Annotated in this window: 13 protein-coding genes; 2 read left to right on the plus strand and 11 right to left on the minus strand. The window is 54.3% G+C overall.

What is annotated here, in order from left to right; genetic code table 11:
• Window positions 1-27 precede the first annotated feature (27 nt).
• The 6 genes from katG to ACT3TR_RS07145 form a co-directional block, all read right to left on the minus strand.
• On the minus strand, window positions 28-2,181 hold the full coding sequence (katG, locus tag ACT3TR_RS07120; RefSeq protein ID WP_444624873.1) for a catalase/peroxidase HPI: 2,154 nt from the start codon (window positions 2,179-2,181) through the stop codon (window positions 28-30).
• Window positions 2,182-2,411: 230 nt separating this feature from the next.
• Entirely contained in the window at window positions 2,412-3,416 is a 1,005-nt protein-coding gene (locus ACT3TR_RS07125; protein WP_444624872.1) for an aldo/keto reductase, read from the minus strand.
• A gap of 25 nt (window positions 3,417-3,441) precedes the next feature.
• A complete protein-coding gene (locus ACT3TR_RS07130; RefSeq protein ID WP_192535798.1) occupies window positions 3,442-5,208 on the minus strand; it encodes an ABC transporter transmembrane domain-containing protein in 1,767 nt (588 codons plus the stop codon).
• A gap of 154 nt (window positions 5,209-5,362) precedes the next feature.
• Window positions 5,363-6,805, minus strand: a complete 1,443-nt coding sequence (locus ACT3TR_RS07135; protein ID WP_096277346.1) for an NAD(P)(+) transhydrogenase (Re/Si-specific) subunit beta — start codon at window positions 6,803-6,805, stop codon at window positions 5,363-5,365.
• 16 nt (window positions 6,806-6,821) lie between these two features.
• Window positions 6,822-8,393 carry a Re/Si-specific NAD(P)(+) transhydrogenase subunit alpha gene (locus ACT3TR_RS07140; RefSeq protein ID WP_444624871.1) on the minus strand — a complete coding sequence of 524 codons (1,572 nt, stop codon included), beginning with the start codon at window positions 8,391-8,393 and terminating at the stop codon, window positions 6,822-6,824.
• Window positions 8,394-8,549: 156 nt separating this feature from the next.
• The gene (locus ACT3TR_RS07145; protein ID WP_441685620.1) at window positions 8,550-9,488 is read right to left on the minus strand and encodes a LysR family transcriptional regulator; all 939 of its coding nucleotides are present in this window, start codon (window positions 9,486-9,488) and stop codon (window positions 8,550-8,552) included.
• Between the two features lie 162 nt (window positions 9,489-9,650).
• Here ACT3TR_RS07145 and speB point away from each other — a divergent pair, with 162 nt between their 5' ends.
• Window positions 9,651-10,553 (plus strand): agmatinase, encoded by a 903-nt coding sequence (speB, locus tag ACT3TR_RS07150; RefSeq protein ID WP_444625061.1) that lies wholly within the window; start codon window positions 9,651-9,653, stop codon window positions 10,551-10,553.
• 26 nt (window positions 10,554-10,579) lie between these two features.
• Here speB and ACT3TR_RS07155 read toward each other — a convergent pair whose 3' ends face one another.
• From ACT3TR_RS07155 to ACT3TR_RS07175, 5 genes are read right to left on the minus strand one after another with little or no spacing between them, the layout of a single operon-like run.
• Entirely contained in the window at window positions 10,580-11,587 is a 1,008-nt protein-coding gene (locus ACT3TR_RS07155) for a Csu type fimbrial protein (protein WP_096277340.1), read from the minus strand.
• Entirely contained in the window at window positions 11,578-13,905 is a 2,328-nt protein-coding gene (locus ACT3TR_RS07160; protein WP_444624870.1) for a fimbria/pilus outer membrane usher protein, read from the minus strand. The genes ACT3TR_RS07155 and ACT3TR_RS07160 overlap by 10 nt, the downstream gene beginning before the upstream one ends.
• A 47-nt stretch (window positions 13,906-13,952) precedes the next feature.
• Window positions 13,953-14,711, minus strand: coding sequence for a fimbrial biogenesis chaperone (locus ACT3TR_RS07165; protein WP_444625060.1), 759 nt, complete (start codon window positions 14,709-14,711; stop codon window positions 13,953-13,955).
• Window positions 14,712-14,762: 51 nt separating this feature from the next.
• Window positions 14,763-15,284, minus strand: coding sequence for a Csu type fimbrial protein (locus ACT3TR_RS07170; RefSeq protein WP_441685624.1), 522 nt, complete (start codon window positions 15,282-15,284; stop codon window positions 14,763-14,765).
• 6 nt (window positions 15,285-15,290) lie between these two features.
• Window positions 15,291-15,836, minus strand: a complete 546-nt coding sequence (locus tag ACT3TR_RS07175) for a Csu type fimbrial protein (protein ID WP_096277334.1) — start codon at window positions 15,834-15,836, stop codon at window positions 15,291-15,293.
• 559 nt (window positions 15,837-16,395) lie between these two features.
• Between ACT3TR_RS07175 and ACT3TR_RS07180 the strand changes: the two genes are divergently transcribed.
• Window positions 16,396-17,382: a TAXI family TRAP transporter solute-binding subunit gene (locus tag ACT3TR_RS07180; RefSeq protein ID WP_444624869.1), complete on the plus strand. Its 987-nt coding sequence runs from the start codon at window positions 16,396-16,398 to the stop codon at window positions 17,380-17,382.
• The last annotated feature ends 75 nt before the right edge of the window (window positions 17,383-17,457 follow it).

The raw sequence follows: 17,457 nt of genomic DNA on the forward strand, positions 1-17,457 counted from the left end.
GGCAAAACGAATTAAACCTCGTCGTGATTAAGCAATATCAAATCGATCCGCATTCATCACTTTCGTCCAGGCTGCGACAAAATCTTTCACGAACTTCTCGCCGTTATCGTCCTGGGCATACACTTCTGCGTAGGAACGCAGAACCGAGTTAGCGCCAAACACTAGGTCAATGTGCGAAGCGGTCCACTTGAGGGCGTCCGTTTGACGGTCGCGAATCTCGTAGGCATTGTTACCTACTGGCTTCCAGGTATTGCCCATGTCAGTCAAGTTGACGAAGAAGTCATTGGTCAACTGGCCTTCACGGTGGGTAAATACACCTTGCTGGGTACCGCCGTAGTTGGTGCCCAGTACGCGCATTCCACCGATCAGCACGGTCATTTCGGGGCCTGTCAGCCCCATCAACTGGGCGCGGTCCAGCAGCAGCTCTTCCGGCTTCACTGCATAGTCTTTCTTCTGCCAGTTGCGGAACCCGTCTGCCAGCGGCTCTAGCGGCTCAAACGATTCACCGTCGGTCATCTCAGCAGAGGCATCGCCACGCCCTTTCAGGAAGGGAACGCGAACATCATAACCTGCTGCTTTAGCGGCTTTTTCAATCGCCACACTGCCGGCCAGAACAATCACGTCGGCAAGGCTCGCACCGGTGTCGGCAGCAATCTGCTTGTATACTGCCAGCACTTTGGTGAGACGCGCAGGTTCGTTGCCTTCCCAGTCTTTCTGGGGCGCTAAGCGAATGCGAGCACCGTTGGCACCGCCACGCATATCAGAGCCGCGATAGGTTCGCGCGCTATCCCACGCAGTGCTAACCATCTCGCTGATGCTCAGGCCACTCTCAGCGATTTTCTGCTTAACCACTTCTTCGCTGTAGTCAGTGCTGCCCGCCGGAATCGGATCTTGCCAGATCAGGTCCTGGGCAGGCACTTCCGGGCCGATATAACGCGCTTTCGGGCCTAGGTCACGGTGGGTCAGCTTGAACCATGCTTTGGCGAAGGTCTTTTTAAAATACTCCGGGTCCGCCATGAATTTTTCACAAAGCGCCCGGTAAGTCGGATCCATCTTCATCGCCATGTCTGCATCGGTCATGATCGGGTTGCGACGAACAGAGGGATCGCTGGCATCAACCGGCTTATCTTCTTCTTTGATATTCACGGGCTCCCACTGGTGGGCGCCTGCCGGGCTCTTCTTCAGTTCCCACTCATAGCCAAACAGCAGGTCGAAATAGCCCATATCGAACTGCGTAGGGTTGGTCGTCCAGGCGCCTTCAATACCAGAGCTCACGGCATTGCTTGCCTTGCCGCCCATGGCCGGATTACCCCAGCCAAACCCCTGGCTCTCAACCGATGATCCTTCGGGCACGGCACTGAGCGCCCCCGCATCACCATTGCCGTGACATTTACCTACGGTGTGACCACCGGCGGTGAGCGCGGCGGTTTCTTCATCGTTCATAGCCATACGAGCGAAGGTTTCACGCACCTGCTGAGCCGTTTTAAGCGGATCGGGCACGCCGTTAACGCCTTCGGGATTTACATAGATAAGCCCCATTTGCACCGCCGCTAGGGGGTTTTCCATGGTTTCCGGCTTTTCAACGTCGCCGTAACGCTCATCAGAAGGCGCCAGCCACTCTTTCTCATTGCCCCAGTAAATATCTTTTTCCGGATGCCAGACGTCTTCACGGCCAAACGAAAAGCCGTAGGAAGGGAGGCCCATGGATTCATAAGCCACCGTGCCAGCCAGAATCATCAGGTCGGCCCAGCTAATTTTGTTGCCGTACTTTTTCTTGATTGGCCATAGTAGACGGCGCGCTTTATCAAGGCTGACGTTGTCCGGCCAGGAGTTGAGCGGTGCAAAACGTTGGCTGCCAGTACCACCGCCACCACGGCCGTCGGCAAGGCGATAGGTGCCCGCTGAATGCCATGCCATACGAATCATCAGGCCGCCGTAGTGGCCCCAGTCGGCTGGCCACCACGACTGGCTGTCGGTCATTAGCGCATGAACATCTTGCTTCAGCGCGTCAAAATCGAGTTTTCTGACTTCTTCCCGATAGTCAAAATCAGCATCCATCGGATTCGTTTTGCGGTCATGCTGGTGCAAAATATCCAGATTAATACCTTCAGGCCACCAGTCTTTATTCGACGTGCCCGTTGAGGTGTTACCACCATGCATGACAGGACATTTACCACTCATAGCTTTCTCCCTTATTGCTTGTGCCTTGGTGGCGCTCGTCTGACCGACGACCAAGTCAACTGACCGTGAGCTTGCTCACGCTAGTACTGTGCGTAAAAAATGTAATGCGCTTACCCAGCACTTTCACCTAGCTCTGTTTTAAAGCAGAACTGCCATAGCCACAATTTGCTTTTTATTAAAATGTTAATAGCTTTTAACTATTTGTCGTCATCAACTTTCGCTAGCCGCCGCTACGCTGTGAATTCTTCGGTGTCGATATCGGCTTGCTGCGCTTCGCCGTAGCGGGCACCTGCCACTTGATCTGGCGTCATCATGGCATCCAGCTGTGTCAGGGTGATGTCATCAAGGCGCAGCGTTTGTGCTGCTAAGTTTTCGCGCATGTGGGCAGGCGTACGCGTGCCCGGAATAGGGATAATGTCGCTGCCTTTTGCCTGCAACCACGCCAGCGCCAGCTGCCCTGGCGTGACGCTTAATGCCTGCGCCAACGTCGCAAGGCGCTCAAACAGCGCGACATTGTGCGGATAGTTCTCGGTGCTAAAACGCGGCATATTACGACGCATATCGCCCTCTTCGAGTCGCGCGGGGTCGTTAATGGCCCCGGCTAAAAACCCCCGCCCCAGAGGACTAAACGCGACCATCGCCGTGCCTGTCTCACGGCACGCATCAATCAGAGCGATTTCAGGATTGCGCGTCCACAGCGAGTATTCTGACTGCACCGCGGCAATTGGGTATTCAGCCACCGCGCGGTGCAAGGTTAGCGCAGAAACTTCAGACAACCCCACGCCACCAATTTTGCCCTCTTCCATCAAGCGCCCTAGCGCGCCTACGCTCTCTTCAACGGGGACTTGGCGATCCAAGCGGTGCAGGTAGTAGAGATCTAAATGATCGGTACGCAGCCGCGCAAGGCTCGCTTCGCACTGTTTGCGCAATGTTGCCGGGCGGCCGTCAATCACCCGCTTGCCCGACTCAGGATCCATCGCCATCCCGCATTTACTGGCTAGAAACAGTTGATGTCGTTTGCCCTCCAGGGCGCGACCGACCAAACGCTCATTGGCTGTAGCGCCATACATAGTAGCGGTATCGAAGTGGCGATAGCCCATATCAAAGGCCTCATCCAAAGCACGCAGGGCAGCACTTTCAGGCACGACGCTGCCGTAACCGTGAGAGAGGTTCATACAACCCAGGCCAATCGAAGGGGCATTAACAGCATTAAGACGTTGGAAAAAACTCGACATAGGAACTCCCGGCTTTAAAACAGTTTTATAACGTTTCACCGCCAAACTGCAATGCGGCTAAATGACGATAGAGCGGGCTGTTGGTGATTAACTCAGCGTGCGTGCCCGCCGCAATAAGTCGCCCGCCATCCAACACCAGTAATCGATCTGCCGCGATGACCGTGGCGAGCCGGTGGGCGATCACGATGCTGGTGCGCCCCACCATCAGCCGATCCAGCGCCTGCTGTACCAGTCGTTCGCTTTCGGCATCCAAGGCGCTGGTGGCTTCATCCAGCAACAGCACGGCGGGATTTTTTAGTAGCGCTCGGGCAATAGCGAGCCGCTGACGCTGGCCACCGGAAAGCTGCACGCCCCCCGGCCCCAACGGCGTATCAAAGCCCTGGGGTAGCGCCTCGATAAACGCAAGCGCGCTGGCATCCTGAGCGGCGACCCGTAATTTGCCAAGATCAGCCTCGGCGTCGCCATAGCGAAGATTGTCCGCTACCGAGCCGCTAAACAGCACCGGCTCTTGGGCCACTAGCCCGATGGCACTGCGCAAAGCACTCAGATCTAAGCGACGAATATCAAGTCCATCGAGGGAAACATGCCCTTGGCTAGGATCATAAAAACGCAGCAGCAGTGCCAGCAGCGTGCTTTTCCCCGCTCCCGAGGGGCCGACAATAGCCACTCGCTCTCCTGGCTGGATATGTAAATCAAACGCCTCGAGCGCTGGCGTCGTCCTACCGGGATAGACGAAGCTAACGTTCGCTAATCTAATCTCGCCACGCGGTGGATTGGGTAACGCGTGAGGGCTTATGGGCGACTGGATAGCGGGCGGCGTATCGAGCAGTTCCAGCAGCCGCTCAGCGGCCCCTGCTGCACGCTGCACATCGCCCGCCACTTCGGCAAGCGTGGCAATAGAACCCGCTGCCAGCACGGCGTAGAAAATAAACGCCGATAGCTCGCCGGCGCTCATGGTGCCTGCTAATACCGCTTGGCCACCCTGCCAGAGCATCAGCCCAACGGCCGTAAACACGACTAGCATGGCAATGCCCGTCAGCCAGGCTCGTTGCTGTGTGCGCTCTACGGCGCTGCCAAACGCCTGCTCGACACGCTGGCCATAGTGGCGCTTATCCTCAACTTCATGGGTAAAGGCCTGAAGCGTTTGGATACCACTCAGCGCCTCCTCCGCATAGCGGCCAAGTTCGGCCACGCGGTCTTGGCTGGTACGCGATAGCCGCCGCACTCGACGGCCGTACCACACAATGGGCAAAAGCGTGGCAGGAATGCCAATCAGCACCAGCGCCGAAAGCCAAGGCTGAGTGATCAGCATTAATACCACCGCACCGATTAACATCACGGCATTACGTAGCGCCAGCGATACGGAGGAGCCAAACAAGCTCTGTAGCACGCTGGTATCCGCGGTCAGCCGAGAGGCTATTTCACCGGCGGCACGCCCTTCACTCGCGCTTTCAAAGAAGCTGGGCTCGAGGGAAAGCAAATGGTCAAACACGCGCCGGCGCAGGTCAGCAGCCAAGCGTTCGCCAATCCAGGTCACTTGGTAGTAACGCAGTGCAGACGCTAGTGCCAGTACGGCCACGACGACCAGCATCAAGACCAATGCCTGCGCAAGGGCCCGCTCATCGGCACCGATAAAACCGCGATCAATCACTAAGCGCAGCCCATTGCCCAGCAGCAGCACACTGCCAGAGGCCAGTATCAGCGCCAGGCCGGCCAATGCTAACCGTAGCCGGTATGGGCGAAGGAGTCCCAGCAAACGCAGCAGCACACGGGGGTTAGAACGTTGATTCATAATAGTGAGTGCTCAGCAGCCAAGGCGGCTAATGACCATAGCAGGAGTGGCAATGGCCTGCACAGCACAAAAAAGCCCGCGAATAATCGCGGGCTTACGTGCAGACTGACGCAGCTAACGACGGATTAACGCCGCTTCACGTCCTCGCCTGAACCTAATCAATCAACGGCAGCAGCGTATTGAGACTATCGCGCGCATCGCCATAGAACATCCGCGTGTTGTCTTTGAAGAACAGCGGATTTTCAATGCCGGAATAACCGGTACCCTGGCCGCGCTTGCTGACAAATACCTGCTTCGCCTCCCACACTTTAAGCACCGGCATGCCAGCAATGGGGCTATTCGGGTCTTCTTCAGCCGCGGGGTTAACGATATCGTTGGAGCCAATCACGATCACCACATCTGTAGAGGCGAAGTCATCGTTAATTTCATCCATTTCTAGCACGATATCATAAGGTACTTTGGCTTCAGCCAGCAGCACGTTCATATGCCCTGGCAAGCGCCCGGCCACCGGGTGAATACCAAAGCGAACGGTTTTACCCGACGCGCGCAGCTTACGCACTAAATCACTCACCGCGCTTTGTGCTTGAGCCACGGCCATGCCGTAACCCGGCACAATAATGACGCTATCAGCATCATTCAAGGCACTCGCTACGCCGCCTGCATCAATGGCCACCTGCTCGCCTTCAATCTCCGCCGCGGGCCCTTGCTTACCGCCAAAACCGCCTAAGATCACATTAATGAACTTGCGGTTCATCGCTTTACACATGATGTAGGAGAGAATCGCACCCGATGAACCTACCAGCGCACCCGTCACAATCAGCAGGTCGTTGGAGAGCGTAAAGCCGATAGCCGCCGCCGCCCAGCCGGAGTAGCTGTTGAGCATCGACACCACCACCGGCATATCCGCCCCGCCAATCCCCATGATCAGGTGATAGCCGATAAAGAATGCCAGCGCTGCTAACAGTATCAGCGTCCAGAAGCCGGCACCGTTCAGGTAAAGAATGGCTAACAGCAGCGACAGCACCGCCGCGCCCGCATTGAGCAAATGCCCACCGGGCAGTTGACGGGGTTTGCCATCGATTTTGCCCGCCAGCTTACCAAACGCAATCACCGAGCCGGTAAAGGTCACTGCGCCGATAAAGATGCCCAGCACTACCTCAACCTGCAGAAACATCAGCTCGTCAGGGGCTTTGGTAGCGACCAGCGCCGCAAACGCGGAGAACTGATCCAGCGAGGCCTCAGCGGCCCGCGCGGCCATTACCCGACGGCGTTCTAAATCGGCGCCCCACGCCACGAGTACCGCAGCCAAGCCCACAAAACTATGCAGTGCGGCGACTAGCTGGGGCATTTCGGTCATCTCGACCTTGCCCGCGACATAAGCGCCAATCCCTGCGCCGATCAGCATCATCGGAATCAGCCACCAGTAGCCGCCAATGCCTGGCCCAAAGGCGGTGAAAAACACCGCCAATGCCATACCGACGATGCCGTACCACACGGCGCGTTTAGCTTTTTCTTGGTTACTTAAGCCGCCTAGCGACAAAATAAATAGTACGCTTGCCGCGATTGCCGCGGCAGATACGAATCCTTGACCCAACATATCGTCTCTCCGCCGCTTAGGATTTTTGGAACATGGCCAGCATCCGGCGTGTCACCAGGAAGCCACCCACGATGTTAATTGACGCGATAAGCACTGAGATTGCCGCCAATACGCTAACCACTGCGCTGCCGGAACCAATCTGCAGAATCGCCCCCAAAATAATGATGCCCGAAATCGCATTGGTCACCGCCATCAACGGCGTGTGCAGCGAGTGGCTTACTTTCCAAATCACCTGGAAACCGATAAAGCAGGCTAATACAAAGACAATAAAGTGCTGCATAAAGGAAACAGGCGCGACCTGACCGAGCAGCAGCATCAACGCGCCACCGATGGCCAACAGCCCCACTTGGCGCGTGGTTTGCGCTTTAAAGCCGGCAATCTCGGCGGCTTTTTTCTCTTCAGGCGTGGGCTCTTTCTCTTTTTTCTTCGGCTTAGCCGCACCAATCGCTTTCACTTTGGGCGGCGGCGGTGGGAAGGTGATTTCGCCCTGATGCGTCACCGTAGCGCCACGAATCACATCGTCGTCCATATTGTGATTAATCACGCCCTCTTTCTCAGGCGTTAGATCCGTCAACATATGGCGAATATTGGTGGCGTACAGCAAGGATGATTGCGTTGCCATGCGCGATGGGAAATCGGTGTAGCCGATCACTATTACGCCGTTATCGCTGACCACGCGCTCGTCAGGCTTGGTGAGATCGCAGTTGCCGCCTTTTTCGGCGGCCAGATCAATAATCACCGAGCCCGGCTTCATCGCCGCGACCATATCTTCCAGCCACAGCTTGGGCGCAGGCTTGCCGGGGATCAATGCGGTAGTGATGACGATATCGACATCGAGAGCCTGCTCACGGAAGCACTCAAGCTGCTTTTCGCGGAACTCAGGGCTTGAGGGCGATGCGTAACCGCCGCTTTCAGACCCATCTTGGCTGTCTTCAAAATCGAGGAACACGAACTCCGCGCCCATGGATTCGATCTGCTCAGATACCTCAGGGCGCACATCAAAAGCGCGCACCACGGCACCCAGGCTGGTGGCCGTACCAATCGCGGCCAACCCCGCCACGCCCGCGCCAATCACAAGCACCTTAGCCGGTGGCACTTTGCCCGCGGCAGTCACTTGGCCGGTAAAGAAGCGGCCAAAGTTATTGCCCGCCTCAATCACCGCGCGATAGCCCGCGATATTGGCCATGGAAGAGAGCGCATCCATCTTCTGGGCACGCGAAATACGCGGCACCATATCCATCGCCACAACGGTCGCGCCCTGGGCCTTACACTTCTCTAGCAGCGCTTCATTTTGGGCCGGCCAGAAGAAGGCAATCAGTGTTTGACCTTCACGCAGGCGTTCGGCCTCTTCATCAGAGGGCTCGCGGACTTTAATGACCACCTCAGCATCACGCCAGAGCGCCTCAGGCCCGTCCACCACCGTCACACCAGCATCGCGATAAGTGTCGTCATTAAAGCCCGCAGCAAGGCCTGCGCCAGTTTCAACTAGGCACTCATGGCCTAGTTTCTGGATCTGCTTTGCGCTCTCAGGGGTTAGCGCTACACGCGCTTCTCCCCGGGCACTCTCCTTCGGTGCGCCTATTTTCACTGGCGTTCTCCTTTTATTAATTGTCTACAGCGCCCCTTAAATGAACGTAATGCAACGCACATTCCGCTCAAGGCATAGCATCATTACTGACGGCTAGTTTTCTTTCAACCGTCTTTAATCTTGTCAGGACAACATTAAAAGCTAATATTTCTTTTATTAAGCCGCAGAAGGCCGGTGGCTGAATGCCTGAGCAAACGTCATAAGCTGCTGATAAAGCCAGGCAATGGCCGGATCGCTGGCATAGAGCCCATGCTGGATCAGAGTCATTTTTAACGCTGGCAATTCCTGAGGTGGTTCCACTAAGCGTACCGGCAGCATATCGACAAACCGTTCAGCCATTTGCCGCGGGAGCGTCATGACCGCCTCTGTTAGCGCCACCACCCGCGCGGCGGCAATATAATTGAGATTCTTAGAAATCACATGCCGCGTTAAGCCGTGCTGCACCAAACAGCTGTCAATGTTACTGGGGCGCAAGCCGCTGATATCGGTCAGTTCCACATGCCTTTCGCGGGCAAATTGCACGATATCTAACGCCTCCCCTATGCGCTTATTGTGAGTCGCTGCCAAACAGACCAGTTCCTCATCCATCCAGGGCGTTTGTATTACGCCGCTAGGCAGCGCGCTTTGGCTATCCAATCCTACCACCATGTCGACATGGCGTTGTTCAAGACCTTCACCTAATACATCAGGGGTAATCAGCTCGATTGAAAAGCTAATGCCCGGCGCATAGGCCAATAGCTGGCTAAGAAAAGGCGGGTACATCACCTCTTCAAAGTAGTCCGTGGTGGCAAGCGTAAAGCGCCGCGCGCTCTCGGCAGGCGCAAATAAGGCAGGCGGCGCAAGGCCCTCACGCAGTAGCGCCAGCGCCTGCTGCACGACGGGCAATAGCGCCAGTGCGCGTGGGGTTGGCTGCATACCGTTTTCTGTGCGCACAAACAGCGGGTCGCCCAGCGACTCACGCAGGCGCTTAAGCGCGTGGCTCAGCGCTGGCTGGCTGAGATAGAGCGCTTCTGCCGCCCGAGTAACGTGGCGCTCGCGCATCAGCGTCTCAAAGACCAGCAGCAGGTTAAGGTCGAAATGGCGGAACGATCGCATAAATGACTGCTATTCATTTTATGAATGATTAAATTCTAAACATTCATTTAAATTATTACCAATTATTCCTTATCGTCTGCCCCATTCGCGACTATCAGCGATTTCCTGACCATAAGGAGAAGCACACCGGTGACTCACCACCACGCAATGTCTGCACAAACGATGCCCAGCCTCTATGGCGATGTGATTTCTACCTTTATGGGCGTAGCAAAAGCGACGGACCCCAAGGCAACCGACGCCGATGTCGTGGTAAGTGGCGTACCTTTTGACCTTGCCTGTTCGGGCCGTGCCGGCACCCGCATGGGGCCAAATGCTATTCGTCAAAGCACCGCTAATTTAATCTGGGAAGGCAAACGCTGGCCGTGGGACTTTGCGCTAGAAGAACGCCTAAGCGTGTGCGATGCCGGCAACGTTGACTATGCGTATGGCGAGCCAGAAAGCCTGGTAGACAATCTGGAAAGTCATGCCCATCGCTGGCTAAGCGCGGGTAAAAAAATGCTGACACTTGGCGGCGATCATTACATTAGCCTGCCACTGCTGCGCGCCCATGCTCGGGTACACGGCCCGTTAGCACTGATTCATTTCGATGCTCACACTGACACTTACGAGCAAGGCACGCGCTTTGATCACGGCACCATTTTTCACCACGCCCTAAAAGAAGGCCTGGTCGTGCCTGAGCACTCGCTGCAAATTGGCATCCGCACCAGCTACGACCGCCGCAACCATCCTTATGAAGTACTGGATGCTGACTGGGTCAACGACCACGGCCCTGCTGCGGTGCTGGAACGTATCCGCGCCCGCGTTGGCCATCACCCGGCCTACGTTAGTTTGGACATTGATGGTCTCGACCCCGCCTACGCCCCCGGCACCGGCACGCCCGTTTGCGGCGGCATGTCGACTGACTTAATGTTGAAAGTCATCCGCGGCATGGTCGGTATGGATTTAATCGGCATGGACGTGGTGGAGGTTAATCCCGCTTATGACCACGGCGACATTACTTCGCTCGCCGCCGCCACGCTGGGATTAGAGTTTTTGTACACGTTAGCGGCGTCTAAGGGCGCTTGATTGCGGGGCTCCTGGGCAAAAGCAACTTAGAACGCAACATCAACAATAATCATATCGGTATAGGTGCCAGCCGGTGGCGTGCTTTGTCCCGGCAGTATCTCGGCACGATAAGTAAAACCTTGAGAGCTGCCGCTCGGCGTGCCAGGGTTTGTATCGGCTGTCGACGAGGCGCGTCGTTCGCTGCCACCATTTCCCCAGCGGCTGTTACCAGTCGTTCCTTTGTAAAGCTGGTAATTAAGGTATTGGCCGCCGCCTTCCATTCGTCGCACGTTACCCGCGGCATGCTGCCCGTCGCTTAACCCAACGGAATAGTCACTGCCTTTCGTGCAGGTAATGTCAATCGTGCGAGAGACTGTGTCAAAACCCGCTACAAGCGGCGCACTGCCGAAATCCAGGTCGGGGGCTTGAATCGCGCAGTCAGGAGTGACCATGATACTAAGATTGATGGTAGTAGTTCCTGTACCCGTCCTTGCTAGGCAAATTCCTAACAATCCAATGTCGCAGATTCGCCAATTCCAATTGATGGTCAGTGTGTCCGTATACATGCCGGCTGCAACATTGGTAGTGGGTAAGGTTCTAAATTCCATGGGAATATTAATGTTTTGGCCACCAATCAGACCAAGTAGATCAATCAGCACAGGATTAAAATAGTTATAAGCCGTACCGAGGAACATTTGCTCATTCTGTGATGCCAGAGCAAAGATGCGATAAGGGATTGCGTCGTTATTCTCGATGTTAACCAGCCGTCCTTGGTTAGTGCTGTTAAGCGTGGCACGAATCCTCTGGTTGGAGGTAACGGCTAGCCCTAGCAAAGCGCCTTGGCAAACAGCACCTGCACTGGGTTGAGCCGAGGTATTTTGAGGCGAGCTTTCGATAACAAAAGAATTGACACTACCAAAGGCTGCGCTAATGTTTGGACTTATCGTGCAAGCCCAGGCGTTAGGACTAACAATCGCTAAGGCTAGCAGTACGAAACCGTATAGCCCGCCGTATTTAGACCGTTTTGGCGTACCTTCACGCTTCCCTAACGACATAATTGGCTTCCTAGGTGGTGTATTTCATCAGAGAGTACGTCAATGGCCAGTCTTAGCTCGCAGCTATCGCCGCTGGGCAGCGTTACGTGAAGTTGATTAGCGCTTTCTAAGTTTTCTAAATAGGTCTGACCATCCCAGCCTATTAGCGAAACTGCACCGCTGTTGGTTATGACACGGGAACCGAGAGGTAAAGGGTCACCCTGCGAGTCGACTAATACTAGCGTTGCTGCAATGACGCGCTTAACCGGAAAATTAAGTAAATAGCCGCTTCTTGCATTGACAGCGACGCGCTGTTCAACGTGCGCCACACTCAGGTTAGCGGGCAGTACTAAAGGGTCTATCTCATACTTTCCTGCGTAGTAGGCGCGTGCCCACGGGACGAGTAGGTGGCCGCTGTCTCGGGTGCTGCCGACCAACTGATTCTCGTAGCGTACTGGAACACCGGGTTGGCCATCGGTGCTGACCACAACAAATCCGTCGCGTACGTAGTTGGCAGCAAACCATTGGCTATCCATGCGTACTAGTGAGCCCCTGGCATCAGCATAGTGCACGGCATTTTGTTGAGTACCGAAAGTACCGCCTCGCAACTCAGTAGCGGCCCCGCGCCAAGCTAACTCAGCTTGACGATAGTCGTTTTCGGAGCTGCGTTGCTCATAGGCTAGGTTCCAACCCCAACCGCCCTGTATCGGCGCTGTTTGAGTATATTGAGTGCGAGTGGACATGCCCCCTTCAGCATCTCGGCGAACGCTAGCGCTCAGCGTGCCAGGGCGGCGACTGAGCGGTAGCGTGACTTGTGCCAGAGCACTCCAATCTCCACCAACTTCTCGGTTAGCCGATAGCGAGAGATGCATACGCTCCCATAAAGGGCGGCTGTAGGTCAGATTAAGTAGACGCGAACGGCTATCTTGATCTGTTTTAATATCGAAGTAGCCACCAGCCAAAGAGCCTAAACGCCCCAAACTGAGGCCGGTGGTGAGCTGAGAGATCTCTCGCTGTGCTCTATAGTTTGAGTTACGTTGAATGCTGTTGGCTAAGTCGACGAACTCCGCCTGCTCCACCTGATGACGCAGCCCTATATTGAAGCCGCGACTGCGGTAGCGGTATCCCGTCGTATATGATGCTCCTGTAATTCCTTCGCTATAACTCTGTCGATAGGCGGACTCCAGCGTGCCGAGCCGCCATAGTTTAAAAGCGCCGCCCGCACCTGCGGTAGAAACATCGCTGGCTGCCTCTGCCTGAAGCTCGAGTGTGAAATAGTCATTAATACCACGGCGATAGCTACCGGTAGCTGCAATATTGCGGTAAGCAAAATCGCGCTGGCCAAAGTCTTTGCGTAGGGCACCGACACTAGCACTGTAACTAGTTAGCCCCGGACTTAACAATTCACTAGAAATATAAAAGGGCAGATTAGTAGATACTCGGCGACCCTGGCTATCCGTAGTGACTATTATCGCCTCACCCGCCCCGGTCACCATTGGCATATTAGTTAGAGTGAATGGACCAGGGGCCAATGCCGTGGAAGATTGGCGCGTTCCATCAATAAATAGATCAAGGGTAGTAGGAACCGCCGTTTCCCCCGAGAATTCGGGCAGAGGGTATGTCACGAGATCCGGCCGAAGAGCGAAATCACGGGAAATTTGAATGCCCCCTAAGCGCACTGCGTTGGTCCAGCCTAGCGGCCGAGTTATCACGTCACCTGCGGTGTAGTGAACCATTGTCTCTTGGTCAGCGTACTCCCAGCGGGTATCGAAACGTCGATAGCCTTCGTTCATGCCGCTTTCACCCGTCAAAGCTTGTCGGTAAATCCCCGTAGTGGTGAATGTTCCCGTGGTGCCGAAAAGGCGTGCCTCATGACCAAGACTCGCCGTAGTGCCTCCTCGCCGAGCACTGCTAACGTAGGCATCGTAATTGAATAACGCGCCTGGGCTTGCTTGCAACGGATAACGACTATTCGTGCGTGCGCTGGCGTGATACTGGCGGGATAGCCAGTGAGGAGGAACATTGATGTAAAGCCTTTGGGTCGGGCTGTGATATTGAACCTCTACATCGCTCAAACGACTTAGATTGATGACCTCCTCCCGGCCTGCTAAGCGCTCAGCAGGCAACCCGATATCAATCAACAATTCACGCTTAATCAGCAGAGAGTCATCTTTCTGGATAACGGCAATAACCCTCTGGGTAGGGTATTGATTGAGAACGATCTCTAAATATAGCGTCTGAACGGTATCGGCATTATCCGCAGTAGGAGGCGCTGGAAGTGTTTGGCTAAGCGCCGGCATTGATGTGATAGCGGGTAGCAGAGCGCTACAACACAACAATAGGCATACCCGAAAAAGCCGATTAAGGCGACAATTCATACAGGTGTCTATTTAGGTAAAACGCGATGGCTTTCACCCAATATTTGCGCATGTAGCTCGCCCATAGGCCTGACTCCTTGGGGTAGTAGCCAGCGGCGCGTACCGCCGGGCAGTACATAGCCAAGTAGACCTGCGGAAACTTCCGCGCGTGTTTCACCTTGTTTGAAGGCCACTTGGCTCAGGCGCACATGGTGTTGGCCAGTATTCTGAATTTCCAACTGCGCCTGCTCGCCCTGTTGAATAACCCGCCAGCTTAGTCCTGGGTAAAACCCGCTATTACTATGATTAGCTACGCGTTCTGGTGGAATGCCTCCTTCACCGTAAACGAAAAGCGGTAATGAGTAACGCATCTGTAACTTAACCGCAGCGCGTGGCGTATTCTGCACCTCATTACCGGGTGCTAGCGCAGGAATTTCATCGATGATAATTCGGTAGGCCTGCTCTTGACCAACGGGCGGCACTGCCTGCCGAATCAGGCGTACCATCTGCCGCTCGCCGGGAGCGATTGTCATCATTGGCGGACTCCCTACCACTGACTGCTGGGTCTGATACTGGTCATCCCCTCTTTCTTGTGACCACGCAAATATGCGCAGCTGCATATTGGCTGGCTGACTGCCTTGATTTTCGAGCCAAAGAGCACTGGCTTGCTGGTCGCTCTCGATAACAGGGTAAATGGGCCAGATCAACAAAGAGCTAGCCATTGCGGAAATCGGGCTCGCCAGCAGGCTTAGCAAAGCGAGAACGCCAATGACGTAACTGAAACGCATTATTCGCACTAGGTATTCCCTTTCGTTACTTATTATCCCGCCAATGAGACGTCACCACTCCAATGTGACTAATAATTCATCACTGTAACTGCCGGCAGGCAAGTTACCCGGCAGCATCAGCCTGCCCCAAATGGGCAAGGTGATATTGTCTGGTGTGGTCGAAGTATCTATGGAGACTGGTTGACTGATCCCGATGGCGTTCTGAAGTGCGGCATCTTGATAAAGCTGATAGGCGAGCGTCTCGTTTCCATTTACACGCTTGAGCTGGCGCTCTACGTCCCATTGCTGACCGCCATCAACTCGAAGCGTTAGCGGCGTTCCAGGCGTACAGCTCAACGTAAAGGCGCTTGACGTGACTAGTGATGCACTGCGCATGTCTTGGGAAAGTGCTGATGCAGTACCAAAAGCCAAACTACCTATCATGCCAAGGAGTGTTCCGTTAGACGGAATTTCTTGGTTAACTAAACAGCCCGGAGTAATGGTGGCCGATACCATAAAGGTGTCGGTTGGCGAGGCTTGAGAAAGCCCCGCTACCATCACTGCGGAACTGACAAGTTGCCAGCCTTTAATCATTCAACGCTACCAGGCGAGCTGAACTTGTAGGGTGTCCTCGTAGGTACCAGCAGGCAGGTTGCCTGGGCTACCAAAAGCTCGGCCATAAAGCGAAATGGTTTGAGCCGTATTCGTGAATGGGTCTAGCACGATGTCTCCATTGAGAGCTAGCAGATCAGTGCGGGCTGCATCGGTATATAACGTGTAGCCCACAAAAGTGCCGCCTTCAGTATTCTGCATTGCATGAGTTGCGGGAGCTGCATCACCATCATTCCCCCCTTCCACTAATGTAAATGTGGGCGCAACGCCCGGCGAGCAGAGTACTGTGATACCGCTGCCACCCGCTACTTCAGTATCGACTTGATCGAATAGTGCCGAATGGCTGCCAAATGCTAGGCTGCCGAAGTCGACTCCCGTGCCTTCAATGCCACCAACTGAGCATGTGGCCTCTAATGTGATAGAGGCATCAATGGTGCCGGTAACGCTTTGAGCGTTGGCTAAAGTGGATGTAACGAAAAGCGTCGCGGCCAAAGTACTCAGGCTAGCAGTGCGAGAGAAGTTCAATACAAGCATGGTGAGCTCCTGGGAAGAGATATTCCGCTGAACAAAATTATCAAGGCACAACTAGCTATGGCTGTCGATAGACAGCTAACAATGCTAGTGGTTACGACTTTTTATCAATTTTTCTTTAATAAAAAATAACTATAAACTAATTTTTATTAATATCAAAACAAAATAAAAATAGCGCATCTCGACAGCCTTTATTAGCTGCTTTTCTTAGCAAGAAAAGCAGTGGTTTATAAACAAAATACTGACAAAATTTACTATACAGACAACTTAAATAATAATAAAAAACCATAAGTAACAAAAAGCATCAAATCATAGATAAATCATTCAAGGACTGAATGCCGGGCTTCCCCGATCCGCATGACACACCCGAGCCTCAAACGGAGGCCATCTCAGAGGCCTCTGAGCTGACGCCACCCTAACGCCCAGCGCCTATCCAAGAAAATTTCTTATCGAAGCGGCAACTTTTCTATTAGTCGAAACGACAATTGCCATTGTGTGACATTAGAACGTTACTATGCCTTATGATGGCTCAGGCCAATACCACAACAAGGGCATAGTACTAATGAAAATTCAGCGTCCACAATCGTTTCGAGTCTTTGGACAACCATTAGCGGCAGCAATACTCTTAGCAGGCTTTTCGGCGCAAGCGATGGCTAGCGAATCCGTTAGCATTGGCGTGGCTCCAACGGCTTCAGGCTGGTATTTCGGCTATTCCGAGCTTTCCAGGCTTATTAGCAGCGACTCCCCTTTAGAAATTTCTGTTCGTGAAACAGGGGGCTCTCAAGAAAACACCATTCGTTTAGGTCGTGGTGAGATCGATTTTGCACTCGTAGATGCCCCCGGCGCCTACGAGGCTTATCATGGCGAAGGGCGCTATCAGAACAAAGCCATCGACGATATCAGAATGGTACTTTGGGTTGCCCCTTCCACCATGCATTGGGCAGTTCGTCAGGACAGCGGTATCGAAACGTTTGAAGACTTGGACGGCCAGCGCTTTAACCCCAGTAGCATTGGTGGCGGAGGCGAGTACATCACCGAACGCGTCTTCGATGCGCTTGAAATCACTCCCGACTATCAGCGTATGAGCATGTCGGATGCCTCCGATGCCGTTGTGGATGGCCGCATCATTGGATTCAGTTATAACGGCATTCCCCCCATTCCAGCCTTTACGGAGGTTCACTCGGCACGACCTTTGCGCGTGCTATCAATGAGTGATGAACAAGTAGCGGCCGCAACGGAAAAATTGCCCTTCTTGTCTGCAGCGACTATTCCAGCAGGCACTTATCGGGACATGCCAGAAACGACCACGCTGGGCACCTATATCGGCGTCGCAAGCAGCGCTGATCTATCCGAAGATGCAGTTTACGAGTTCACACGTGCTTATTGGGAAAATATCGAGCGGTTAAGCCAGACCTTTGCTCCCGCCCAAGGGATGACGCCAGCCATCTCTGTTGAAAATACTACCTCCCCGCTTCATGCAGGCGCCGTGCGCTACTATCAGGAAATTGGCCTAGACGTACCCGCCGAGCTTCTACCGCCAGAGATGTAATAAACATCACCCCCCCTAGATTCATTTAACCTAGGGGGGGTGATGTGTGGCCTGCTGAACGTAAAGCACTACCCA

Origin of the sequence: Halomonas sp. AOP12-B1-6 (assembly GCF_052379225.1) — a bacterium.
Lineage (GTDB): Bacteria > Pseudomonadota > Gammaproteobacteria > Pseudomonadales > Halomonadaceae > Vreelandella > Vreelandella casei.